We start from the raw sequence: 21,928 nt of genomic DNA, 5'->3' as shown, positions 1-21,928 counted from the left end.
AATGCTATTGGTTAAAATCTAAAAGTTAATATAAACATTAAAAAGGCTAAATCAATTGAGATTTGGCCTTTTATATTTGTTAAAAAATTGAAATTATAAATATTTTTGATTAATATGAGAAGAAATTTAAGATTGAACGATGTTATATATAAAGGATCCTTTATGTTTGTGGAAGAAAGGGTGTTTGCATGAGGGTAACAGATGAGAATTTTATAAAGCATCTTAAGAAAAAACGGGAAGAAGCACTTCAATATGTCATTGATGAATATATGGGGATTGTCAAAGCGATTATTTATAATGCTCTAAAATCCTATAATGATCCTCAAATAATAGAGGAATGTATTAGTGATACATTTTTAGGGGCTTATGAAAATGCTAAACAATTTAGAGGCGATAAAGAGGATTTTAGAAGATGGATTTGCACGATAGCAAAGTTTAAAGCCATTTCGAAACAAAGAAGATTGTCTAAAACGCCATATTTTTATGAGCTAAATGAAACAGGTGAAGCCGCAATATCGGCTGAAGAGGAATACTTAATCAAGACAACGACAGAGGAAGTGCTCATCATGATGACGCAATTAGAGCAGTTAGACCGTGATATTTTTACAATGAAATACTTTTTAAATATGAAAAACGAAGAAATTGCTATTCATTGTGGTTTAACAAAAGCTGCTATTGATAATCGATTATATCGTGGGAGAAAAAGATTACAGCAAATTCGTTTGGGGGGAAGTATGACATGAAAAAGCTATATAAACAATTTAATGATTTAAATCTTGATATAAATATAGAGCCGATGGAAGTGAGCACGCTTGAAAAAGAGAGAGTGAAAAGAAATGTCATGATGGTCAAAAAGAAAAGGCATTTCATTAAAAATTTTATTGTTGCAGCTACTTTTTTTATTGCATCCAGTATGACACTTGGTTATACATTTCCTACATTTGCTGCAAATTTACCGTTTATCGGAAGTCTATTCGAATTGTTTATTGATGATGAAAGGTATGTATTTAACAATTATGATCAGTTTTCTACAAGTGTCGGAGTGAGCCAAGAAAGTAATGAAGTTGAAGTCACTGTTAATGATGCTGTATATGATGGCGAAAATATTACTATTGCTTACACTATTAAAAGTGAAAAGGATTTAGGAGAAAGGCCAGTTTTATATGGTGACAATGGTGAATTAACTGCTGAGGAATTTGGTAATAGGTATCGATATGACGGCTATTCAACAAATTATTTGGTTCAAAAGATAAACAGCAATGAGTATGCAGTATTGTATATTTTTGAACTCATTAGAGGCTCTAAGCCCGAGGAAGTTCACATTAATTTTCAAGGAGATAAAATTGTTGATTTAAATAATGTAAATAATTCAGTAGCAGGAGACTGGTCATTTGAATTTACTTTAGAGAAGCTTGAAAGTGAAACAATAAAGGTGGAAAAAGATAGTATGAAAACAGAAGGGAAAGATATAAAAATTGAAGCTTTTAAAATAACGAAAACACCTATCGCTACAACATTTTATCTTTCCGAAGAAGTCTTGGTGGAGAAAGAAAATGAAGCTTGGCGAGGAGTTCTCATTGACTATATTGTGACAGATGATTTAGGGAATGATTATAATGTCATGCATTTTAGAGGAACTGGTCATAGTACAGATTTCAAAGGGCGTGAAAATTTCCCTCGTATTGTTGTAAACAAATTTGATGAACAAGCTACCTCGATTATGATCACGCCTGTAGTAGGTGTATACAAAATTAAGGATAGTACAGGAGCATTAGAACCGATAAAAGAGCCATATAAATTAAAGCCTATTGCTGTTCCAATAAAGTAAAAAATTAAAAGAGTATGTAGGAAGAACAACCTTACATACTCTTTTTACTTATCATCTTTCTTTGGGATCGAAATAAGCCATAAAAAATCATCTTCTATTAACATTTGAATGTCTTGTCCCTCACGAATTAGCTGCTCAGCTTTATGCTGCTTGGCGCTTATACCCCTACGTTTATTACCAAGAACAACGAAATCAGTATGCTGTGTAACAGCTCCCTGTAAATACCCTCCATATGTTTTTACTTGTTTGGCGGCTTCGGATCGTGTCATGGTAGAAAGGGCGCCTGTGAATACAATTTGTTTGTTATAAAAGGGGTGGGTTAGATTTTCAACTGGATCAGAAAAGAAAATAATTTCTGAGTTATCCTTATTGATCATTTTCGTTACTCCTTAAAAAAATTTATCGATAAATAAATCCACAAAATTTTATATGTATGCTACATTAAAAATAAAAATATAAAGAGGTACATAGACATGAATTCACAATTGACTGCTTTCATTACTCTTAGCTGTACATCAGGTGTACTAAATTTGTATTTATGTTTATACGTATTTCTAAAACGCTACAATTATACAAAAATTGCTCAATTGTTTATTAGTTATACAGCACTAATCGCAGTATATTGTTTTGCCTCTGCTTTTGGTTTAATCGCTACAACATTGAGCACCATAAAGGTTTGGACAGCCATCCAATATGTAGGTATGGCTTTTTCAACGCCTCTCGGGTTATTGTTTATCATGCAATACCTGGGCTTTCATCTGACAAGGAAAAAGATAATGGCTCTTCTTGCCATTCCTTTTATTAGCTTAATCATGGTTGCTACAAATGATATACACCATTTTCATTATAGAGTTTTTGAAATAGATCCTGTATTAGGGGCACCTTATGTGCATCAGGAAATTGGCATATGGTATATCATTCATGGCATATTTACTTTTGGCTGTATGTTCGTATCTTTTTTATTAGTATTAATCCATTGGAAAGAGACTACTAAGTCCTATCGGCAACAATTAATTGCCTTAATGTGTGGTCAACTTATTCCTATGATAACAGCATTCATCTATTTATTGGGCTTAACACCTCAAGGAGTTGATCCTGTTCCAATGGTATTATGGGCTTCGTCATTTTTGTATTTATGGTCTATTAATTCCTCCCGGTTATTTAGGGTGATGCCTGTTGCCAAGGATGCAATATTTCATAGTATCAATGATGGGGTTATTGTGTTAGATGAATCTGCCCGATTAATAGAGTTAAACCAAGCCTGCAGCAGGGTGCTTCCACAGCTAACCAGATCCATGATCGGTAGGGATATTAGGAAAGCATGGCTTGAAGTAACTGGGCAAACGATGCCATTTACATTAGAGGCAGCGGTGAATACGCAAGACATCGAGATTGTGCTTTCTGCTCATACTTATCAAGTGCGCGTTACAGAGCTGCAACATGTTAATCATGGAAAGGGGCTATTACTCATTTTCACTGATATAACAGAATTAAAGGAGCTACAAAGACAGTTAGAGCAACTGGCCTTTTATGATGAACTTACACAAATTTATAATCGCCGAGCTTTTTTTCAACAATGTAATCAAGTTTACAGCGAGGCAAGAGAATCATCAACGACTTTTACTGTTATTTTAATGGACATCGATCATTTTAAAAACGTCAATGATACGTATGGGCATGCTATCGGTGATCAATTACTAGTTCATGTCGTAAAGGCTTGTCAGAGTGTGTTGAAAAAAGGAGAACTGTTTGCACGGTATGGCGGTGAGGAATTTGTTCTTGCGCTCAAGGACTATACATTATTAGAGGGGCAAGCATTAGCTAATTTGCTCTGTAATAGCGTAGATTCCCAGCCACTTATGACTGCTGAGGGAGCAATTCATGCTACCATTAGCTGTGGTGTAGCTGAAGGTACAAAGGGACAAGAGACACTGTATCAGCTTTTAAACATTGCGGATAAAGCACTGTATGCGGCAAAACAAGCAGGACGTAATCGAGTACATGTTTATCTAGAATAAAAAAGCTAAAATATACAATCATTGAGGGAATGATGTATATTTTAGCTTTTTACTTACCAATTTGTATGAAAAACTCCTTCTACATCAACTCGTTCATACGTATGCGCACCAAAATAATCACGTTGTGCCTGTAACATATTAGCATTAGATGAACCTGTTCGATAACTATCGTAATATGTGAGAGAAGCACTTAAGCATGGGAACGCACTTCCTGCTTGGATGCTTTCACAAACTATTTTTCTTAATCCATTTTGATAGTCCATCGTCTTTTCTGCAAAGTATGGATCAATTAATAAATTATCTAGTGAAGGTTGATTTTGATAGGCTTCACTAATAACATTTAAAAATTCTGCTCTAATAATACAACCACTACGGAAAATTAATGCAATATCTTTTAATGGTAAATTCCATTCATAAAGCTCAGATGTCATTTTATATTGTGTAAATCCTTGCGCATAAGCACATATTTTCCCCATATAGAGGGCTTGGCGAACGTATTCAATCCAGACATCTTTCTCTAGATTTTGCTGATTGTAATTTGGTCCAGATAGTATTGCCTCTGCTCGAATTCGTTCTTCTTTTAATGATGAAATATAACGAGCGAATAAGGCCTCCGTAATAATTGATGTAGGAATACCATTATCTATGGATTGCAGGCTTGTCCATTTCCCAGTACCTTTTTGACCAGCTTTATCTAGAATCATATCAATTAGTGGTAATCCTGTTACCTCATCTTTTTTCCTTAAGATTTCAGCTGTTATTTCAATTAAATAGCTTTTCAATTCGCCCTGATTCCATGTTTCAAAAATAGTAGCAATTTCCTCAACGGATAATCCTATATTTTTTCTTAAAAACGTATAGGCTTCTGCAATGAGTTGCATATCTGCATACTCGATTCCATTGTGTACCATTTTAACGAAGTGACCTGCGCCCTTAGGACCAATATACGTACAGCATGGTGTATCATTTACCTGCGCTGCAATCTTTGTCAGTATAGGTGCTACTTTGTTATAGACCTCTTGATCACCACCAGGCATGATAGATGGGCCTGTCAATGCTCCAACTTCACCACCAGAAATACCAATCCCTAAATACCCGATTCCTAAAGCTTTAAGTTCATCGTATCTTCGCTCTGTATCTTTATAATGAGAATTGCCGCCATCCATAATGACATCGCCCTTTTCAAGGAAAGGCACTATTGACTGAATAACTGAATCTATGGCATTACCAGCTGTCACCATCAAAAAGATCTTTCTTGGTTTTTCTAAAGCTTGTACAAACTCTTCTATTTCATAGTAGGGAGAAAGCGCTTGTCCTTCGACTTTTTGTAGAAGTTTGTCGGTTAAATCCCGTGTGTAATTATAAACGGCTACTTGCTCGCCCTTATTAGCCATGTTTAAAGCAATATTACTGCCCATAACACCTAATCCAATAACGCCAATTGTGTTTAACATTGTACTTGCTCCTTTTTAAACATTTTTTAAACAAATAAACTAAGTAATAAAATAAATCCTAAGCCAGCCACAGATACAATTGTTTCTAGCAAGGTCCATGTAGCAAATGTTTCCTTCATGCTTAATCCAAAATACTCCTTAAACATCCAGAAACCAGCATCATTGACATGTGAAGCAATTAAGCTTCCTGCACCTGTTGCCAGTACGACTAAAGCAAGATTCACATCACTTTGACCTAACATTGGGATGACTAGCCCAGCTGTTGTTAAAGCAGCAACTGTAGCTGACCCTAATGAAATACGTAAAATAGCGGCAATAATCCATGCTAGTAAAATTGGCGATAAGGTAGTTCCATTGAAGAGTTCAGCTACATAATCACCAACACCACCATCAATTAATACTTGTTTAAAGGCGCCACCGCCCCCAATAATTAAGAGCATCATACCAATATGTGAGATTGCTGTCGTACATGATTCCATTACTTGCTTAATAGGAATTTTCCTTGCAATACCCATTGTATAGACAGCAACTAATAAGGAAATTAACATGGATGTACCTGCTTCACCGATGAAGCGGATACCTGCTAAGAAGCCATTATCCTCAAAGCCAATTGTTTTTTGCAACAGTGTAATAATAGTAGCAATGGACATCAAAATAACGGGTAATAGTGCAGTGAAAACACTTATTCCAAAACTCGGTGTGTCCTCTAATTCAAATGTTTTTTGTTCACCTAGGGAGGCGATATTTCCAGTTTTGTTGAATGATTCAGGCACTAACCTTTCCGCTAATTTTGTAAATAAAGGCCCTGCTAAAATAACAGTCGGAATGGCGATGATAAAGCCGTAAAGCAACACCTCACCAATATTTGCCCCAAATTCACCAGCGATAACGGTTGGCCCTGGGTGTGGTGGCAAAAATCCATGTGTGACAGATAAGGCTGCGGTCATTGGAATTCCCAAATATAAAATAGAAACCTTTAATTGTCTTGAAATAGCGAAGACAATTGGGATTAATAGCACAAGACCTACTTCAAAGAACAGTGCGATACCGATAATAAAGGATGCTGCTACAACTGCCCATTGAATGTTCTTTTCTCCAAACTTATTCACAAGGGTCATGGCAATACGCTGTGCACCCCCAGAATCGGCAATTAATTTTCCTAGCATCGCACCAAGACCAAATATTAATGCCAAGTGGCCTAATGTTCCACCTAACCCTGCTTCAATCGTTTTTACGATGCCATCTAAAGGCATCCCAAGAGCTAATGCCACACCGAATGAAACAATGATTAATGAAATAAACGTATTTAATTTAAAGCCCATTATTAAAATTAACAGCGCGATAATACCAATACCTACAATAACTAATGGCATGTATTCTCCTCCTCTTTAGTTGGGCTTAATTAAGCTCCTTTGATACTGAGCAATTGACGAATAGTCGTCTGCTAATACTCTAGATAAACGAATGAAAATTGGGAGTAGCTGTCTATATTCTTTGGCCGCCTCTTCAATTGGCGTATGTTTATAAGTGTCACCAACCATATCAGCGACAACGTCAAAGGAATCAATTTTTCCTGTAGCATATAAGCCTAAAATACAAGCGCCTAGACAGGAGCTTTCATAGCTTTCAGGTACTACCACTTCGGATTCAAAAATATCCGCCATCATTTGTCTCCAAATCTCAGAGCGTGAAAACCCACCTGTTGCTTGAATACGAGTGACAGGGCTTTCCATACATTCCAGTAATGCTAAATAGACAGTATATAAATTGTAGATAACCCCTTCTAGGGCAGCTCGTATCATATGTTCCTTTTTATGAGACATGGTTAAACCAAAAAATGAACCGCGCACATCTGGATTCCATAATGGCGCACGTTCACCTGATAGATAGGGATGGAAAAGCAGTCCATCAGCACCAGGTCTAACACGTTCAGCAATCTTCGTTAACACTTCATATGGATCAATACCTAGTCTTTTAGCTGTTTCAATCTCAGAAGAGGCAAACTCATCGCGAATCCAGCGCAATACCATGCCACCGTTGTTTACGGGTCCACCAATGACCCAATGGTTTTCTGTTAGGGCATAGCAAAAAATTCTACCCTTTACATCTGTCTTGGGCTTATCAATTATGGTACGGATAGCACCGCTTGTCCCAATAGTGATAGCAATTTCGCCTTCTCGAATGGCGTTCACACCTAGATTAGAGAGCACGCCATCACTTGCGCCAATGACAAAAGGTGTTTGTCGGTCAATACCAATTTGTTTAGCTAAAAGGTCATTGCAATTCAAAAATAGTTGAGTTGTTGGTACGAGTGTTGATAATTGTGCTTTCGTAATTCCTGCAACAGCTAATGCTTCTTCGTCCCAATCTAAGGTATGGAGATTCATCATACCCATACACGAAGCTAATGAATAATCGACGACATATTGATCAAAAAACTTTTTAAAAATGTATTCTTTAATACCGATATATTTCTTTGTTTTGCGCGCGATTTCAGGATGTTCATGCACAAGCCAAGTAATTTTGCTTAGTGGTGACATTGGATGAATAGGTGTACCTGTTCTTTTATAAATTTCATGACCATTCCAGTCAGCTTTAATTTTATGTGCCCATGCTTCACTACGATTATCCGCCCAAGTGATGACAGGTGTTAACGGTTGATCATTTTCGTCCATAGCGATCACACTATGCATAGCACTACTAAAGGAAACAAATAGTAATGGTTTATCAGAATGGACTTTCATAATGCTGGTAATGGCTTGTAGTACAGCTTGAAAGATTTCTTCTGGATTTTGTTCTGCTGTTGAAATATCCGGTGTATATAATGGATACCCAATATTTTCTTGTTGAATAACCTTCCCATGTTCACTAAATAATACGGCCTTAGTGCTAGTAGTCCCTATATCAACACCTAACATATAGTTAGTCATTTTGTGGCTCAACCCCTTTAGATAGCATCTGCTGTGACCGCCATAAATCTTCTACTTTACCTTGAACATCATCAAAATTTTCATGTAAGGACTTAATCATAAGCTCTCGATCTTTGGCTCTAATAGCATCAATATAGAGTTCATGATTTTTCACAATACGAGTAAAATCCTCATATTTCTCTTTAAAGCGCATGCGCATAGACAGCAAAATCAAGCCTTCCATTACTGGCTTTAAATTATTCCAAATCATGGTGATATAGGAATGTCCGATGGAGCGAATAATTGTCTCATGGAACATAACATCCTGATAAGAAAATTCGTCTGCATCGTTATACTTAATGGCAACCTTCATCATTTCTAATGTTTTGCTAAGTTCTAGTGCTAAGTTAGTTGTATCCATTTTTATGAGACGTTCAAACACAAAAGTTTCAATCAGCAATCGAACATCATAAATTTCTTCAATCTCTTTTTCCGATAAACCAATGACAACAGCACCCATTTTTTCCAATCGAATGATATTTTCAGAAGCTAATATTCTTAAGGCTTCACGAATGGGTGAACGACTTACTTCAAAATCAGCTGCTAGTTTGTTTTCTGAAAGAATGGTACCGCTTTCAATTAAACCTGAAATAATACGCATTCTAAGTTCATATGCTACACGATCGCCTGTTGAAGCCTTAGAAAGCCACTTTTGTGGATATAGATAATCATTATATTCGCTCATACTATCACCTTTTTTATTTTGAGTATACTTGTATACAAGTATTATAGTCAGAAAGAAAATAAGATTGCAAGCGACTTACTAGCAATCAAAAATTGAAAAGCCTCAACTCTATACTTAGCTAAAAAATAATTAATGCACATTCTTTTTTACTGCTTGGACAAACTTTAGAATGAAAAGTTCATAAAACATATACAAGGTTTTAAAGCTTTTCAAATAATCGATGAAGGATGGTTATGTCAAATATGAATACAAATCGTAACAAATCAAATGGTACGAAAAGTGCAAATAAAACAAATCAACAGCGTCAGACACTTCATCGTGAGGAGTTTGGTGCTGAATTTGAGCTTGAATCAGCTTCAGCACAAATCAACAACTTTGCTGAAACCCAAGGAAAAACAGGTATCAAGCAACCAGTCAGTGAGAGGACTGCATGGCACTAATTTATATTTGACAACTATTCATGACATTGAGGGAGGACTAAGGCATGTGCCTTAGTTCTTTTATTATAACCTGGGAAATATTGTGTTTATTTTCTTCCATACATATTATCAGAGCATTTTGCAAAGAAAACATTGAGAAGGGAAGATATATACATTGGCTAAGCACTCCGATACAAGTTGGAAGCAGGATCATCCTAGCACATTGTTTAGTAACTCTGTGCAAAAGGCGGATCGTCTATTAAAGCATGCAAAGTCACATCCAGAGGAAATAGCAATCGAACATGCATTTAATCAGATTAAGCATGCTGAAAATGCACGTTTCAATGCAGAACAATATGGTGAACATTTGGATACTGTTCAGCAAAATAAAGAATATCTAGAGCAGATTAAACAACAATTACATGAAATGAAAAATGATACTGAATAAATAATAACAGTCAACAACGGCTTAAATTCACGTAGTGAGGTTTAAGCCGTTGTTCAAATATGATTAAATTAACACCAAACAATGATTTCATAGGGAGTGGTTTGAGCAGGAATACTCCTAGTGGTAGGGCCATAAACAACGATGAGGTTTCGATTGGCAGGACTATTGGTAAAAGGCTGCCCATTTTTAAGTGAAATAATCGTAGTAGGAGAAAGGTTTAATTGTAATTGTCCATCACTACTCAGTAATTGTTGATTAAAGAAATCTACCTTTACATTATGATAATTGCTTTCTTTAACAATAATCAAAGCACGATATTGAGGCGGGTAAATCATCGGTACAGGTGCATCCCCATCATAATAACCTGTTACCCATTCACCAGTTGTGATAATTTCACGATTAACAAAATAGGTGGAGGGAGAAATAATAAAATTGACAACTCCACCAGCACCATCTTCTAAGGTCATTATTTTATAACAACCGTTCTTATCTCCGTTTTGCCCAACAGGAAAATCACTGATTTGAGTGATAACACCTCGAAAAGATTTAAAATTAACCATACCCATTCCCTTCTTACATATTTCTCGTTTTTAGCGTATCATTTTAATTTATGTAGCATTATAAAATTAGGTGACAGACAATGAATAGAAGGCTATTTGATAGCAATCAACTTATACTAAACATGCTTACTATTATGGCAGAGGAGTGGCATCTATTGAATTGGATTTCTAAAAATAAGAAAATCTTTCTATTGTTAATTTTCGTTGTTATTGTTGTCGCTGGTATACTGGATATTAAATATGAGGGATTATTCTTTCAGCTATTACCTACATCAATACAAACATTTTTAACTAATTTATTTTGAAATGTGGAGAACCGTACCTAAAAGAGTGCGGTTTTTTCATTAGCAGAATTTTTGTCACAACATGCAACCAATTGTTTGGATTATCTACTTTATAAGTAAGAGTAAATAAAAGGAGAAAATGCAAATGGACGATGAAAAAATAGTTGCTTTATATATACAACGCTCACAGCAGGCTATTTTGGAAACAAGGAAAAAATATGGAGCATACTGTAGAGTAATAGCAAGAAGAATCTTGGCAAATTTGAGGGATGTTGAAGAATGTGAGAATGATGCCTACCTAGCTGCATGGAATACAATCCCTCCACAGATACCAAGAAAACTATCTATTTTTTTAGGGAGAATCATACGTAATATTGCACTTGATAAGCATAGCTATAATACAGCCAAAAAGAGAAATAATGAGTTTGAGGTCATTCTCACAGAGCTGGAAGAATGTCTAGCTTCTTCTCATACGGTAGAAACATCCTATGAAGCGGGAGAGCTTGCTCAATACATTAGCCAATTTTTATATACCTTAGATGAACAATCTAGAAATATATTTATTCAGCGATATTGGTATTCCTATTCTATAAAAGATATTTCCTTACACTTTCAAATGAGTAGTAGTAAAGTTAAGTCCAACTTATTTAGGACACGTAAGAAACTAAGATTTTATTTGGAAGGCGAGGGGTTATATATATGAAAAAAGAGGAGTTATATCGTGAAATTGGATTTATAGAGGAAGAGTTAATTGAAGCAGCCAACTATGGAGTAAAGAAGAAAAGTTTTTCTAAAAAATGGCTTGCTGTGGTAATAAGTATGATGATCGTAAGCTCAGTTTTTACTGCCACAATAGCAGCAGCTTACTATAAACATCAAAATAATGAGCTTTATATTCGTTATTTATCAGCAGAGGATATGGAACTAATGCCTGCTACAAAATATGATGCAGATAAATTTCTAAAAGCTCTAGATAGTGACAAAGAGGAGTATATCTATATTGCAATAAATAGACTAGTAGAGAGCTATAATGATGAAAAGTTGAGGAATAAGGCGTTAAAGGCTATTCAGCCATTTATACAAAGTGATAACAAAAAAATTGCGAATGCGGCTATTTTTGCTGTCGATATTTTATCAGGAAGCTTTAAAAGTCAGCAGGTATATAAATTAGCAGATGGGAGCGTCTTCTTTACTTTATTCAATAATTATTCAGATTACGGAAGCCAAAATGTTCTTTGGCGTATAAAAGATGATGTGCTAGAGGCATATTCTAGCTTCTCCAGTCCATCAATGTATATTAAAGAAATAATCCCTTCACCTGATCAGAAATTAATTGCTATTGTCACGAACTCTAATAAAAGTGAATTTGTTGAAGTCATCAATGTGGAAGAGCGAATGGTAAGCCCAGAGGTAGTAGAATCTTCAAGAGTTAAATATGGTGCTGAGCAAGGGTTAGATACGTGGATACGAACAGATCATGAAAACTATAGCTATGTGGATCATCTTAGATGGAAGGGAGATGCTACAATAGAATTTGAAGCTAGTCTCTCCTATGAGGATACGGCGATTATTAAAAACGTGGTAGTCACTTATGAAGTTAGCCAAAAGAAATTAACTGTTAAAGAAATTAAATAAGAAGCAGATAAAAACAGAAAACGTATTAAAGGTTTTCTGTTTTTTCAATAGTATTGTAGAAATAAATCAATTAAAAAGGGAGTGAATGATCAATGGCAAAATGGAAAATAGCCTTAGAAACGTTCCTGAAAGAATGGCAAGATAAAGAGGAAGTTATAGGAGCGCTCGTATGTGGGAGCTATATTACTGGAAATCCCTCTAAGCGCTCTGATATCGATGTTCATATTATTTTGGCGGATAATGTGGGGTGGAGGGAAAGAGGGAATCGTGTTATTGATGGTTTTTTAATTGAATACTTTGCGAATCCACCAAGTCAAATTCGTGGGTATTTCCAAGATGATTTTAAAAAAAGAAGAACCATGTCGATGGTCCAATTTAAAACAGGGAGAATTTTATTTGATTATACTGGAATAATAAATGATTTAAAATTTGAAGCAGAAGAATGGCTCAAAGAAAAATATAAAACAATGAATAAAACGGTCTTAGAAATAAAAAAATATGAACTATGGGATGCACTAGATAATTTAAAGGATTGTTATGAGCAAGATAAAATGAACTTTTCCTTTACCTACCATAACTCATTAGCCAATTTATTTTTGTTGTACTGTCAGTATTTAAATCTAGAAACGATACCCTTTTATCAAATCTATGCCTATCTTGAAGATCCAATTTACCTGCAAAAATATAGTAAGTCAGCATTTCCAGATGAGGACTTTAGAGAAATTTTTATGAGAGCAATGCATGAGGACAATGTTGAAAAGATGATGGCGTTATATGAAGCAGTAGTGGAGTATGTGTTCAGACAAATGGGCGGTTTTCATATAGATGGCTGGCATATAAAAAGCCCAATCGAAAGTTAATCTTTGGGTAAAGGAAAGTTAGTTCAGATACAAGACGAACTCCATATTTATATGTTATTATACAGATATAATAATAAAAAGAACCTATTTTTTATGAAAATGTCAACCATTTTTAGGCCGATTATTCCAATAAGCTTAAATAATTCAATTTTTATCTAGAACAAAAAGTGATTTTTTTGCTTGAATTATGATCGGAAAGTCTCGAAAAAAGCTGATAACTCTCATATAAATAGTTGATATTTTATTCTTGAACTAATTGTGATAAACTGCAATAAGGTAATAATTGATACAGAAATGGTGTGCTCCGAGGTTGCTCCATGGCTACAGTACTTCTAAAGTGGGAGTGCTTACATCCTTTCTGCAAATCTTAACATATAAGGAAGGTAAAAATGAGTAACAGACAAATTAAATCAGATGTTATCTTAATTGGTGCCGGAATCATGAGTGCAACTTTGGGAACATTACTCAAAGAATTAGCACCAGATTGGAAAATTACAGTGTTTGAAAAGCTTGAAAAAGCAGGCGAGGAAAGTTCTCACGAATTAAACAATGCGGGAACTGGACATGCTGCATTATGTGAGCTGAACTACACATCAGAGAAAAAAGACGGATCAATCGATATCAAAAAAGCGATTAATGTTAATGAACAGTTCCATGTTTCAAGACAGTTTTGGTCGTATCTTGTAAACAATAAGCTGATCAATAATCCACAAGACTTCATTATGCCTTTACCACATATGAGTTTAGTACAAGGGAAAGAAAATGTTGAGTTTCTAAAGAAACGTCATGAAACGATGACAAAAAATCCTTTATTTGAAGGAATGGAATTTTCTAATGACCCTGAAACACTAAAAAAATGGATTCCACTTATTATGGAAAATCGTCCTGCTGGTGAAGACATTGCTGCAACGAAAATTGACACTGGTACAGATGTTAACTTTGGTGCTTTAACACGTATGTTAATTGATCACTTAAAAGCAAAAGATGTAGATGTTAACTATAATCATAGTGTTGAAAGTTTAAAACAAGCTAGTGATGGTACATGGGAAGTACGTGTGCACGATTTAGACGGCTGTAAAATGGAATATCATTCAGCAAAATTTGTCTTCCTTGGAGCTGGTGGAGGAAGCCTAGAATTACTACAAAAATCAGGTATTCCTGAAGGGAAACATATTGGTGGATTCCCAATTAGCGGTTTATTCTTAGCATGTAATAATCCAGAAATAGCTGAACAACATCATGCAAAAGTATACGGAAAAGCAAAAGTTGGTGCTCCACCAATGTCGGTTCCGCATCTTGACACACGTTATATTGATAACAAGAAATCATTACTATTTGGACCATTCGCAGGTTTCTCTCCTAAGTTCTTAAAAACAGGTTCAAATATGGATTTATTTGCTTCTGTAAAACCGCATAATATCACAACTTTATTAGCTGCGGGCGTGAAAGAGATGGGCTTAACAAAGTATTTAATCCAACAGCTTATGCTTTCAAAAGAACAACGTATGGAAGAGTTACGTGATTTCATTCCAAATGCAAAAAGTGATGATTGGGATATTATCGTAGCTGGACAACGTGTACAAGTAATTAAAGATACAGAAGCTGGCGGTAAAGGAACACTTCAATTCGGTACAGAAGTTGTAAGTGCTTCTGATGGCTCGATTGCAGCTTTACTAGGAGCTTCACCAGGTGCATCTACAGCTGTACATGTTATGCTTGAGGTTCTTAATAAATGTTTCCCTCAACATATCAAGGAGTGGGAACCAAAAATTAAAGAAATGATTCCATCTTATGGTCTATCATTAGCAGAAAACCCTGAGCTTCTAAAAGAAATAAATGCAACAACAGATAAAGCACTTGGCTTAAAATAAAAGTAAGTCATGGTAAGCGTTTAAGAAATAGCTCTCAATCTATTCTGATTGAGAGCTGTTTTTAATTTAAAATAAATTCTTTCCTGGGAAATTTTGAATCCAATTGCCAGCTTTTTAATAAAGGAACCATCAAATTTGCTATAAATCTTGCCCTGTGTTTTATGACACTATAGCTCTATGTCCCATTGTGATATAGATGGTAGTTTTCTATACTTTGTATATACATTAAGAAGGGAGCCAATCTATAGATGATTAAGCTACAAGATTTTGGAACATTTCCAGAACTACCGGACCTTGCAATGTATATCTATACTGGCAATATTACGGCTTTGCAAGTTGCGAGGGATAAAGGCTGGAATATTGAAGAAGAGATATGTTTAAGTCAGCATACATCATTAAGCCCATTGGATTTAGCATTGATTGCACAAAGATTGGATGTAGTAAAATTATTAGTTGAATATGGGGTTAATTTAAATGTGGAAAAAAATCCTTCTTTTTTAAGGGCTGTTCGATATTGTAAAGAAAATATAGTACGTTACCTTGTTGAACAAGGAGCCAAATTAGATGGCTATAATCAAGTTGGATCTGGAGCCTATTCTCAGGCCTACTATGGCAATAAAAGAAATATCCCTCTTATTCATGAACTTGGACTTGATATAAAGCAGCATGGAGGTCCAGTATTGCGTCAGGCTGTGTCGAATTTTGATAAAAAAACAGTCACTTATTTACTTGATCAAGGAGTAGATATTAATTATCAAAAGCCTGATATGGTCTATCCCTATAAAGCAACACCATTAACAGTTGCAACACGAATGGGAAATATAGCTATGGTCAAATATTTGATTGAACGAGGCGCAAACGTCACTTTAGCGGAGAAAGATGGTGAGAGAGCTTATACAATTGCTGTACGTATGAAAAATATGGAACTAGCAAATTACTTAAAGGCTCTAGAACCAATAGAACTCCATACTATTGAAAACAAAAAAGAGACATTGAAAAAATACAAGTTACCAGATGAATTGATGAATTTTTTGACAGGAGATCGACTGCATCTTGAGCTTGCACCAAATGATTATGACATTCACTTTATCGATTTTTTCAAACTAACTGATACAATTGAGATGAAGCTAGGTCATAGAAAGCTCCTCCTTCTTTCCGCAAATATCGACAATTACTCTGATTTGCAAATAGTATGGAACCCAAAAGGAGAAGGCCAAATAGGGTGCTATGATGTGGAGCATGAGGAGTATGCTAATTTATGTAGTTTTAAAGAATTTATTGGTAGACCTGAAATATACCTTATCCGTTTTCTTGAAGGAGAGCTTTAGCAATGCTTAAAACTGCTGATAAAATTGTGAATCAACTTATTTAAAGTAGTTGAGAGTAAGCATATTCTATCTATAAAATATGCTTACTTTTTTATTGCTTTATATTCGAAGGTTTGACAAACAAAAAACAATACAACGTTTAATATATGTGGCACAAAAGAACAATAGAAGAGCTATTAACAGGGCGAAGGGGATGCTGAACATAACAGGAAGTTCTACGTCATACCAAAGGCCCATTTTAATTTGATCGACTCCAAATGTTCGTAAAAAACCAGCGAGTATGGATAAGCCAGCGCTTAAAAGTAATCCAACGTAAAGTACAGATAATACCACTAAAGCTAATGAGCAAAAAAAAGTCTTTAGCATTTTTAGAAGTATCATTCTTTTTCCCTCCGTATAATGTGGTGCACCTTTGAACTCGAAGCTATCGAATAATCATCCGTATAGTAAAGTGTCCCGATTACACTATTTTCCCCAACATGTACGACTTCCCCTTCCACAAACTCTGCATTTGTATTAGATAATTGTAGGTGTTTTCCACTAACTGTGTGACAACGTAATATTTTCTTAAATAATGAAAGAAGGGTAACCCTTTCCTTTTCTATTACCACATTTTCAGCCCTCAACCTGTCAATTTCGCTTTCTCCCGATAACTTCAAGTGAAAGTGGTTAGCGATTATTTCCACAGCCTTGACTATTCCAATGGCATCAAATTGCTCGCTCTGTAATTTCTCTTCAACCATTAGCTTTCCAGAACTATTGATTTTTTGGATAAAACCATTACGTATTGTAAGATTCCCGGCATTTGTCAGTTCTCCGATTTGGCAATAATCCTTTAACTTACACGAGCCAGAGCTATTAAATATCTGCGCTGTAACTGGATAATAGAAGGAGCTATGACCATGAGTGGACACTTTTATTAAGTGTACTTCTTGTTGTAACGATACAGCTCCTCGAATGTTTAATTGTTCATAATCAGCATCCAAATGTTTAATTGTGCCGTTCGTTTGTGTAAGGGTACGGAGTTTTTGAAACATAAAGTCACCTCATTATAATTTAATTAATATATATTTTAGTTATTAAAATATATATTAATTAAATTATATGCTACTTCCATTTGTCAAGAACAAAAGCATTGCTTAAATTAAACAATAAAAAAAGGATTTCAATTTGTTGAAATCCTAAAAAATTTTATTCATTAATAGGTTTACTTCGCGTAAGATGTTGGCCATGTCTATGAGTTTATCCTGAGAAAACTTTAAAAAGATTTCTTGAACCTTCATGTCACCAATATTGGTTAAAGCCATTTTGACTACACGTCGATCATTATTTTCCCTAATTCTTTGTATGAGTTCGAGTTTTTCCAGTTTATCGCACATGGAAGTTACAGCTCCAGGTGTTACACTAAAGAATTCAGCAATTTCTGTTGCCTTCATCCCATTATTTATTTTTAGCTGTAGGAGCAATATTAATTGGTTTTGTGATAACGCTTCTCCTTCAGATATAAGATCTACAAACATTTTCGACTTCTGCTGTATTTCCAGCATTTCTTTCATAATAATTTCTACATTGTTTAGATTTTCTGGCATATAATCACGTCCATTAAAATATTTAATAATTAAATTATATAGTAATTAAATAAATGGTACCAAGTGTAGAATTATTTTAAGAAATATTTATTTTTTAAAAGTCGTACGCATCCATTCGAAAAATCTCTCTTTTTCTTCGAACTGGGGGTAGTGAGCAGATTGTTCATATGCTATGAATTCTTTTTTCTTCGCGATAATTTGGTCGAAGTATTTTTTAGCGCTATTCGATGATGTTTGATAATCATAATCTCCCATTACAAAATAGAAGGGAAGAGTCAGTGAATTAACTTTCGCAGGAAGTGGGGACTGTAAGACTTCGTTTACTAAAACTTCTTGGGATAGGGATATCCCCTTGCTATAGCGAATAATATCTAACAAATTATATTCGGTACTAAAAAGCATCCCTAACATATTTCCATCAGGGTTAGTAATGAGTCTTGTAGCTCCACCGTATTTGCTCACTAAATGACGAGGCGTAAATGTTTTACCACTACTAATTTCCTCCATTAACCTTTGTAAATGTGCAACATCCTCTGTGTTACTCTTAAGTTGAGCCTGTTTGATCGTAAAGTGTAAACTGTCCATCTCACTTTCAATGGTATTACTCATTTGACCAATCCCTACATAGGCCTCATATTTTTCAGGAGCTTTAGCAGCTGCTTGTGTGGCAATATATGTACCGTAGGAATGACCAATTAAGATGATTTTTTCTTTATCTAGATCATTAGCAATATAGTCAGTCAGTGCTAGTAAATCCTCCACAAGCAAATCAGATGAAAGATTGGAGTAGTCCTCAAAAAAATGATAAGACTTCCCACTAGCCCTTTGATCATAATTCACCACTGTAAATTCGGTTTCCAATAAATCTTGATATTTTTTAGCGTAGGGTATTTCAGAGCAACCTGGTCCGCCATGGACAAAGAGGATTACAGGATTATTTTTGTTATGGCCCCGTATCATGATTTCATGGTCACTGCCGTTAATTTCTACCTGTTTTAGCGTACTGATGCTGTTCATGTCTTTTATAGATGATGTCCATGTTGGAAATACAAGTGCTAATAATAGTAAGGAAGTCATAATCAAGACAAGATATTTAATGAACTTTTTAATCCTTTTCATACAATACCTTCTTTACATGCGTTTCATAAAGCTAGCATGATACATTTTTCTTTTATACACATAAAAATACATACTCAGAGGCCACCAAAGGGTAACAAAAATAGGGTAAATCGCCCATATAACGCTTGGTGAAGAAACAACATTTACTGTAATGAAAAAGATACTTATTAGTATCGTAGCTGTAACGGAGAATGCTACAAAGGTTTTTCGTTGCGCATGATATAAAGCTAGAGGCCACCATATCACTAAAAAAGCAGGATAAATTGCCCAAGGGTAGTGAGGAGATACAATCATATTCAATATAGTGTAATAGATGATGGTAGAAGCACATCCAATTAGAGCTGTTTTTAACGTTTTTGCCTTTTCATCTAAGTACATGAGGATTGGCCACCAGATAATTGGATAAATCGCATAGACAAACCATAAATGATCTGGTGCGTAAATATAATTTTCAACTATTAAAAATGTAATAATTAAGGCACTACAAACAATTGAGTATTGTTTATACAATTTTTTAGCCATAAAGAATAACGTAATGGGCCAAAGTAGTAGCAATAAGCATGGATATACAAACCACATTGTTTGAGGAGATGTCGTATAATTAACAAACCCTAAAAAAATCATTGTCATCAAGCTCCCCACTATAGAAAAGTTTATAAAGTTTCTCATGTTTATTCACCCCATTTCTTACGAGACCACACGAAGTACATCGATAAAGGCCACCAAAGAATGGCGAAAATCGGATAGATTGCCCAAATAATATGTGGTGTGTAATAAAGATTAATAAAAATAAAAAATGCAATAATTAAGCCACTACCCCAAATTGAGAACTCTAAGTTTAATTTGGCCATGTTTTTCTTTGCTGGCTCTTTAACACCTAACTCTTGCTTTAAGTCTTCGATATCTCCAAATTCTACAATGGCTTTATTAATGGCATCCTCTTGTTCTTTACCCTGGTCTATCAAGTAAAATACTTTTTCTTCAAGATTTTCAATGATTTCTTGTTTAACCATTTCCGTTTCGTTATTTCGAGGAATGTCTTTAAAAAGCTCATCAATATGGTTTTTTATTCTTTTCATTCTAAGCCCTCCATAAATAAATCGATTATTTCCTTTACTTCCGACCATTCTTTCACTAGCTCATTTAAATAGGCCTTACCTAATGATGTAATACGGTAATACTTTCGTTTGCCTCCATGCGAGACATCTCCATAATAGGCTTCAATAATTTCCTTTTTTTCGAGACGTTGAAAAACTGCATACAAAGTTGCTTCCTTGATTTGAAACCGATTGTTTGTACGGAGACTTATTTCCTGAGAAATTTCGTAGCCATAACGGTCTTTTTCTGAAATTAACCGTAAAATAATCGAATCCAAATGTCCTCGGATAATATCACTGCGAACCATAAGTCACCTACTTTTTTATTGCTCTATCTGTCAGAGTAATAGTAGCAAACATTACTCTGTCTGTCAAAGTAATTTATTCCCCTTTTTTTACAATGATGATGAGACCTTCCTATAAAAAAACTCCATTCGCTAAAAAGCCCTTAAGGACAATTTCTTAGCGGATGGAGTTCGTCTACTCTTTTTACATATACAATGCAGCAAGAAAAATCCCTAAAGACTCCTCGTAAATGTCATCGAACTGACTGATTGGTAAAGGATTTGTACCACTTCCTAATTCAACAGTGAAGCCTGGTCTACGCCAATCTTGAATAAACCAATCCTTATAACCAGCATAGCTTCCAGCAGATTGAACGGGCTCATAGCCACTTACTCTACTAAATTCATTTACAAGCACCTCTGATTCGGGGGGTTCTAGATTTTCAAAGCCCCAATATATAACACGTCCCTGTGTATGAAAGGCTAATACTCTTGAAAAATCACGCTGCTTGGTTAAATCAGCCATTGCAATGGCTTCAGGTTCAGATAGTGGTCTTTCACCACCATAATCTCTTGGCCCTGGTGTTGTTGGATTACGGGCACTTTCAAGCTCCCATTTGGCAGGGAATTGGTCATTCAAATCAATTCCATGAATATTTGCTTTCCAGCCAGAAAAATCAGCGTTATCATTATTCCATGCAATTAGTTGATTTCTTAATGCTTCATCATTTGGAGGGCCTTGTATTACTAAATCTACGCCATCAGGATTTACCATAGGAACGATAGAAAGGAATGTTTGCTGATAAAGAGAAGATGGAGAAATTCCACGAATACTACTATGATTGGTGAGGGCGAGCAAATAGTCATTCAAAAATGTTAGAATAATAGGTGTAGTAATCCATTCGTTTGCATGGAAGGAGCCATTATAGTGTACACGTTTTGCACCATGGCCAATTGACAGCTCAGGTAGCTCTTTCCCTAAAACGGAGCTGCCAATGTTTGAGCTTTGAAGAAAAGGATATGCGTCAAGGAGCTTTCTGAGATCGTTCATCATATGGGTATACGTGTAATTTTGCTTACCATTAACTAAACGCCATGTGATACGTTGGGGTATGCGAATCATTTGACCGATTTGTAAGCGATTTGGATTGAGATCAGGATTAACAAGCAATAGGGCGACTAGGGGAAGATTTCGGCTTTGGGCAATCTGCCAAAAAGAATCTCCTTGTTTAATTTGATAGTTGTTGGTCACAAAACCAGGAATACGAACCCGTTGTCCAACTCTTAAAAATTGAGGATTTATGTCTTCATTGGAATCTAAAATGAGTTGAAGAGGAATTTTAAATACCTCACTGAAATGCCAAAGTGAATCTCCTGGCCTTACGATAATATCCACATGTTTTCTCTCCTTAATTAGAAATGGTTCAATATAAAATGTATATGAAAAATGCATAGACTTATTAATACAAAATCAGCAAAA

The 21,928-nt window shown here is 35.2% G+C and carries 24 protein-coding genes; 11 read left to right on the top strand and 13 right to left on the bottom strand.

Annotated elements, in window-relative coordinates; genetic code table 11:
• The first annotated feature begins 188 nt into the window (after window positions 1-188).
• Entirely contained in the window at window positions 189-743 is a 555-nt protein-coding gene (locus HCH28_RS17730) for a sigma-70 family RNA polymerase sigma factor (protein ID WP_221682443.1), read from the top strand.
• Window positions 740-1,828 carry a DUF4179 domain-containing protein gene (locus tag HCH28_RS17725; protein WP_221682442.1) on the top strand — a complete coding sequence of 363 codons (1,089 nt, stop codon included), beginning with the start codon at window positions 740-742 and terminating at the stop codon, window positions 1,826-1,828. The genes HCH28_RS17730 and HCH28_RS17725 overlap by 4 nt, the downstream gene beginning before the upstream one ends.
• A 44-nt stretch (window positions 1,829-1,872) precedes the next feature.
• Here HCH28_RS17725 and HCH28_RS17720 read toward each other — a convergent pair whose 3' ends face one another.
• A complete protein-coding gene (locus HCH28_RS17720; protein WP_221682441.1) occupies window positions 1,873-2,205 on the bottom strand; it encodes a BRCT domain-containing protein in 333 nt (110 codons plus the stop codon).
• A gap of 96 nt (window positions 2,206-2,301) precedes the next feature.
• On the opposite strand from HCH28_RS17720, the gene HCH28_RS17715 reads away from it, so the two are divergent.
• Entirely contained in the window at window positions 2,302-3,846 is a 1,545-nt protein-coding gene (locus HCH28_RS17715) for a histidine kinase N-terminal 7TM domain-containing diguanylate cyclase (RefSeq protein WP_221682440.1), read from the top strand.
• 53 nt (window positions 3,847-3,899) lie between these two features.
• Here HCH28_RS17715 and gnd read toward each other — a convergent pair whose 3' ends face one another.
• From gnd to HCH28_RS17695, 4 genes are read right to left on the bottom strand one after another with little or no spacing between them, the layout of a single operon-like run.
• Window positions 3,900-5,300 (bottom strand): decarboxylating NADP(+)-dependent phosphogluconate dehydrogenase, encoded by a 1,401-nt coding sequence (gnd, locus tag HCH28_RS17710; protein ID WP_221682439.1) that lies wholly within the window; start codon window positions 5,298-5,300, stop codon window positions 3,900-3,902.
• 26 nt (window positions 5,301-5,326) lie between these two features.
• Window positions 5,327-6,673 carry a GntP family permease gene (locus tag HCH28_RS17705; RefSeq protein WP_221682438.1) on the bottom strand — a complete coding sequence of 449 codons (1,347 nt, stop codon included), beginning with the start codon at window positions 6,671-6,673 and terminating at the stop codon, window positions 5,327-5,329.
• Window positions 6,674-6,688: 15 nt separating this feature from the next.
• Entirely contained in the window at window positions 6,689-8,230 is a 1,542-nt protein-coding gene (gene gntK / locus HCH28_RS17700) for a gluconokinase (RefSeq protein WP_221682437.1), read from the bottom strand.
• Window positions 8,223-8,954 (bottom strand): GntR family transcriptional regulator, encoded by a 732-nt coding sequence (locus tag HCH28_RS17695; protein ID WP_036077885.1) that lies wholly within the window; start codon window positions 8,952-8,954, stop codon window positions 8,223-8,225. The genes gntK and HCH28_RS17695 overlap by 8 nt, the downstream gene beginning before the upstream one ends.
• Window positions 8,955-9,187: 233 nt before the next feature.
• Here HCH28_RS17695 and HCH28_RS17690 point away from each other — a divergent pair, with 233 nt between their 5' ends.
• Window positions 9,188-9,394, top strand: coding sequence for a hypothetical protein (locus HCH28_RS17690; RefSeq protein ID WP_221682436.1), 207 nt, complete (start codon window positions 9,188-9,190; stop codon window positions 9,392-9,394).
• Between the two features lie 154 nt (window positions 9,395-9,548).
• A complete protein-coding gene (locus tag HCH28_RS17685; RefSeq protein ID WP_004233441.1) occupies window positions 9,549-9,821 on the top strand; it encodes a hypothetical protein in 273 nt (90 codons plus the stop codon).
• Window positions 9,822-9,889: 68 nt separating this feature from the next.
• Here HCH28_RS17685 and HCH28_RS17680 read toward each other — a convergent pair whose 3' ends face one another.
• The gene (locus HCH28_RS17680) at window positions 9,890-10,381 is read right to left on the bottom strand and encodes a hypothetical protein (RefSeq protein WP_221682435.1); all 492 of its coding nucleotides are present in this window, start codon (window positions 10,379-10,381) and stop codon (window positions 9,890-9,892) included.
• A gap of 80 nt (window positions 10,382-10,461) precedes the next feature.
• Here HCH28_RS17680 and HCH28_RS17675 point away from each other — a divergent pair, with 80 nt between their 5' ends.
• From HCH28_RS17675 to HCH28_RS17650, 6 genes are all read left to right on the top strand, one after another.
• Window positions 10,462-10,686 (top strand): hypothetical protein, encoded by a 225-nt coding sequence (locus tag HCH28_RS17675; RefSeq protein WP_221682434.1) that lies wholly within the window; start codon window positions 10,462-10,464, stop codon window positions 10,684-10,686.
• Window positions 10,687-10,810: 124 nt separating this feature from the next.
• Window positions 10,811-11,368, top strand: coding sequence for an RNA polymerase sigma factor (locus tag HCH28_RS17670; RefSeq protein WP_221682433.1), 558 nt, complete (start codon window positions 10,811-10,813; stop codon window positions 11,366-11,368).
• Complete coding sequence (locus tag HCH28_RS17665; protein WP_221682432.1) at window positions 11,365-12,300, top strand: hypothetical protein; 936 nt, start codon at window positions 11,365-11,367, stop codon at window positions 12,298-12,300. The genes HCH28_RS17670 and HCH28_RS17665 overlap by 4 nt, the downstream gene beginning before the upstream one ends.
• 92 nt (window positions 12,301-12,392) lie before the next feature.
• Entirely contained in the window at window positions 12,393-13,160 is a 768-nt protein-coding gene (locus HCH28_RS17660; RefSeq protein ID WP_221682431.1) for a nucleotidyltransferase domain-containing protein, read from the top strand.
• Between the two features lie 389 nt (window positions 13,161-13,549).
• Window positions 13,550-15,031, top strand: coding sequence for a malate:quinone oxidoreductase (locus tag HCH28_RS17655; RefSeq protein ID WP_221682430.1), 1,482 nt, complete (start codon window positions 13,550-13,552; stop codon window positions 15,029-15,031).
• A gap of 248 nt (window positions 15,032-15,279) precedes the next feature.
• A complete protein-coding gene (locus tag HCH28_RS17650) occupies window positions 15,280-16,359 on the top strand; it encodes an ankyrin repeat domain-containing protein (RefSeq protein WP_221682429.1) in 1,080 nt (359 codons plus the stop codon).
• Window positions 16,360-16,736: 377 nt separating this feature from the next.
• On the opposite strand, the gene HCH28_RS17645 is transcribed toward HCH28_RS17650, so the two are convergent.
• The 7 genes from HCH28_RS17645 to HCH28_RS17615 form a co-directional block, all read right to left on the bottom strand.
• A complete protein-coding gene (locus HCH28_RS17645; protein ID WP_221682428.1) occupies window positions 16,737-17,396 on the bottom strand; it encodes a hypothetical protein in 660 nt (219 codons plus the stop codon).
• A gap of 144 nt (window positions 17,397-17,540) precedes the next feature.
• Entirely contained in the window at window positions 17,541-17,948 is a 408-nt protein-coding gene (locus HCH28_RS17640) for a MarR family transcriptional regulator (protein WP_221682427.1), read from the bottom strand.
• Between the two features lie 87 nt (window positions 17,949-18,035).
• Complete coding sequence (locus tag HCH28_RS17635; RefSeq protein ID WP_221682426.1) at window positions 18,036-19,067, bottom strand: alpha/beta fold hydrolase; 1,032 nt, start codon at window positions 19,065-19,067, stop codon at window positions 18,036-18,038.
• 12 nt (window positions 19,068-19,079) lie between these two features.
• Complete coding sequence (locus HCH28_RS17630) at window positions 19,080-19,697, bottom strand: hypothetical protein (RefSeq protein ID WP_255601670.1); 618 nt, start codon at window positions 19,695-19,697, stop codon at window positions 19,080-19,082.
• Between the two features lie 41 nt (window positions 19,698-19,738).
• Window positions 19,739-20,146 (bottom strand): permease prefix domain 1-containing protein, encoded by a 408-nt coding sequence (locus HCH28_RS17625; RefSeq protein ID WP_004233467.1) that lies wholly within the window; start codon window positions 20,144-20,146, stop codon window positions 19,739-19,741.
• On the bottom strand, window positions 20,143-20,472 hold the full coding sequence (locus tag HCH28_RS17620; protein WP_004233468.1) for a PadR family transcriptional regulator: 330 nt from the start codon (window positions 20,470-20,472) through the stop codon (window positions 20,143-20,145). Before HCH28_RS17620 ends, HCH28_RS17625 begins: the two co-directional genes overlap by 4 nt.
• 181 nt (window positions 20,473-20,653) lie before the next feature.
• Window positions 20,654-21,844, bottom strand: coding sequence for a M14 family metallopeptidase (locus HCH28_RS17615; protein ID WP_221682424.1), 1,191 nt, complete (start codon window positions 21,842-21,844; stop codon window positions 20,654-20,656).
• Window positions 21,845-21,928: the final 84 nt, after the last annotated feature.

The organism is Lysinibacillus sp. K60, from assembly GCF_019731275.1.
GTDB classification, from domain to species: Bacteria; Bacillota; Bacilli; order Bacillales_A; family Planococcaceae; genus Lysinibacillus; species Lysinibacillus capsici.
This window is presented reverse-complemented; position numbering and strand designations above follow the sequence as displayed.

Excerpts from the sequence above, each read along its gene's own strand:
- HCH28_RS17730 (WP_221682443.1), top strand. The coding sequence starts at position 189 with ATGAGGGTAACAGATGAGAATTTTATAAAGCATCTTAAGAAAAAACGG.
- HCH28_RS17725 (WP_221682442.1), top strand. The coding sequence starts at position 740 with ATGAAAAAGCTATATAAACAATTTAATGATTTAAATCTTGATATAAAT.
- HCH28_RS17720 (WP_221682441.1), bottom strand. The coding sequence starts at position 2,205 with ATGATCAATAAGGATAACTCAGAAATTATTTTCTTTTCTGATCCAGTT.
- HCH28_RS17715 (WP_221682440.1), top strand. The coding sequence starts at position 2,302 with ATGAATTCACAATTGACTGCTTTCATTACTCTTAGCTGTACATCAGGT.
- gnd (WP_221682439.1), bottom strand. The coding sequence starts at position 5,300 with ATGTTAAACACAATTGGCGTTATTGGATTAGGTGTTATGGGCAGTAAT.
- HCH28_RS17705 (WP_221682438.1), bottom strand. The coding sequence starts at position 6,673 with ATGCCATTAGTTATTGTAGGTATTGGTATTATCGCGCTGTTAATTTTA.
- gntK (WP_221682437.1), bottom strand. The coding sequence starts at position 8,230 with ATGACTAACTATATGTTAGGTGTTGATATAGGGACTACTAGCACTAAG.
- HCH28_RS17695 (WP_036077885.1), bottom strand. The coding sequence starts at position 8,954 with ATGAGCGAATATAATGATTATCTATATCCACAAAAGTGGCTTTCTAAG.
- HCH28_RS17690 (WP_221682436.1), top strand. The coding sequence starts at position 9,188 with ATGTCAAATATGAATACAAATCGTAACAAATCAAATGGTACGAAAAGT.
- HCH28_RS17680 (WP_221682435.1), bottom strand. The coding sequence starts at position 10,381 with ATGGTTAATTTTAAATCTTTTCGAGGTGTTATCACTCAAATCAGTGAT.
- HCH28_RS17675 (WP_221682434.1), top strand. The coding sequence starts at position 10,462 with ATGAATAGAAGGCTATTTGATAGCAATCAACTTATACTAAACATGCTT.
- HCH28_RS17670 (WP_221682433.1), top strand. The coding sequence starts at position 10,811 with ATGGACGATGAAAAAATAGTTGCTTTATATATACAACGCTCACAGCAG.
- HCH28_RS17665 (WP_221682432.1), top strand. The coding sequence starts at position 11,365 with ATGAAAAAAGAGGAGTTATATCGTGAAATTGGATTTATAGAGGAAGAG.
- HCH28_RS17660 (WP_221682431.1), top strand. The coding sequence starts at position 12,393 with ATGGCAAAATGGAAAATAGCCTTAGAAACGTTCCTGAAAGAATGGCAA.
- HCH28_RS17655 (WP_221682430.1), top strand. The coding sequence starts at position 13,550 with ATGAGTAACAGACAAATTAAATCAGATGTTATCTTAATTGGTGCCGGA.
- HCH28_RS17650 (WP_221682429.1), top strand. The coding sequence starts at position 15,280 with ATGATTAAGCTACAAGATTTTGGAACATTTCCAGAACTACCGGACCTT.
- HCH28_RS17645 (WP_221682428.1), bottom strand. The coding sequence starts at position 17,396 with ATGTTTCAAAAACTCCGTACCCTTACACAAACGAACGGCACAATTAAA.
- HCH28_RS17640 (WP_221682427.1), bottom strand. The coding sequence starts at position 17,948 with ATGCCAGAAAATCTAAACAATGTAGAAATTATTATGAAAGAAATGCTG.
- HCH28_RS17635 (WP_221682426.1), bottom strand. The coding sequence starts at position 19,067 with ATGAAAAGGATTAAAAAGTTCATTAAATATCTTGTCTTGATTATGACT.
- HCH28_RS17630 (WP_255601670.1), bottom strand. The coding sequence starts at position 19,697 with ATGACAATGATTTTTTTAGGGTTTGTTAATTATACGACATCTCCTCAA.
- HCH28_RS17625 (WP_004233467.1), bottom strand. The coding sequence starts at position 20,146 with ATGAAAAGAATAAAAAACCATATTGATGAGCTTTTTAAAGACATTCCT.
- HCH28_RS17620 (WP_004233468.1), bottom strand. The coding sequence starts at position 20,472 with ATGGTTCGCAGTGATATTATCCGAGGACATTTGGATTCGATTATTTTA.